1 protein-coding gene is annotated in these 1647 nt (G+C 44.4%); it reads right to left on the reverse strand.

The features are described from left to right. Positions 1-166 precede the first annotated feature (166 nt). The gene (locus GNP95_RS25420; protein ID WP_155613608.1) at positions 167-1489 is read right to left on the reverse strand and encodes an IS4 family transposase; all 1323 of its coding nucleotides are present in this window, start codon (positions 1487-1489) and stop codon (positions 167-169) included. Between the last annotated feature and the right edge of the window lie 158 nt (positions 1490-1647).

The raw sequence follows: 1647 nt of genomic DNA on the forward strand, positions 1-1647 counted from the left end.
CAATGTCATTAAGATAAGATCAAAGACAAGACCGGGAGTAAAACTGAAATGCAAAACGGCATAGGAAAAGCCCTGTGCCGTTTGTTTTTTGGTTCAAGCAAGAAAAAAGCGTACAGCAAACAAAGCGGATGGACTATCCGCTTAAAAATTGTTCATGTGAACCGAATTATGCTACTCTGTAGACGAAGCTAACAACTGATTTATAGCGAATTTTACGCGTATTCTTCTGCCCTGGGCGAAGGGGGCGAATCGGTAAAATGTTTTTGCGAATCAGTGCTTCAACATCGGGCGGGGGTTCATCATCCCTTGAGCGCAGGAAATATCTACAAACGTGAACGGCGACTGTGAAGTTAATTTGGTAGGAATGCCGTTTATCCATTTGCGAAATGACGACGTGTGAGGTCATCATTTCAGCGAAATTGTACATGATCATTCTTGCAAAAATCTCTTGGATGATGAACGCTTGCTTCTTTGCGTGAAAATTGGTCAGGCCAACGGTATATTTTAAGGCCCGGAAAGAGGTTTCAATGCCCCATCGCAAGTGATAAATAGACTTGAGTTCATCGGGTGGGAAATCAGCGGCAGATAGATTCGTTATGACGGTTTCATATGCACCATTGAACAGGACAAAACGAACAACCCGAAAGGAGATGGGGTAATACAAGTTCTCCTGTCGATCCAAAAAATCAAAGGTAGACGTAGAGGGGACGAACTTGTAAATCTCAGGATGAGCTTTGACCTCTTTGGTTTGTTTTTTTGTGAGTGTCAGATGAATGTCGCGATCAAACTCTCCGCTAGAAGGCAAACGCAAGCCCGAAAGAATGCCATTGGAATCCAAATCCTTTACCCTTATGACATAATTCCACCCTTTGCGTTCCAAATGCGCGAAATTGTTGTAACTTTCATAACCCCGATCGGCAATCACAATGGTTTTGCCTTTGATGGGGGAGCGGTCAACCATAGTCGCCAGCGCCCTTCCCTCGTTGCACAACCTTCGTGGCTGAACAAGAGCATCCACGTAAAGTCGGTTACACAAGTCATAGGCTGCATTCAAATGCAGCAGGTTATAGCCTTTCGTGTTTGGTTGGCTTTGAAAATAGGTGTCTCTGTCCGTAGGATCCGTTGTGATATGCAAATCCGAACCGTCAACAGCAAGTAATCGATACCCTCGGTAATCCTTGATATCCGTATACGATTGCGTAAATTCGTGGAACAAGAATTCCACAGCAGACGGCAGGATTTTATTCCTCTGCTGAACAAAAGCAGAAGTAGTTGCAGTGTTTACGTCATAGCCCTGCGATTCCAAGAGTTCCTTATATATACTGTTGCCGCCCATGGAGATCAAGAGTTGCATCACGGTATCAAAGGGTAACTTTTTCCTTCGAGTGAAGTCCTTTTCCGGGTTTTTGACATAGGGTGCTGGCGCGGCTGACATTTCTCGGATGAGGGATGTCAGCGTTTCTTTTAGCGAATTCGCATACTCATTCATTGGCGAAACCTCCTCGTTTTTTCAAGGGGCTTCGCCACACACTTCCATCCATTTGTCAAGTCCTTTTTTCTTTTGCATGCAAAAAAAGAGCGGGCTATCTTTTCGATAACCTGCTCTTTTCACGATATTTGGATCTGCGCCCTAACTTAATGACATTG

The sequence above is a fragment of the Paenibacillus woosongensis genome (assembly GCF_009725165.1).
GTDB classification, from domain to species: domain Bacteria; phylum Bacillota; class Bacilli; order Paenibacillales; family Paenibacillaceae; genus Fontibacillus; species Fontibacillus woosongensis.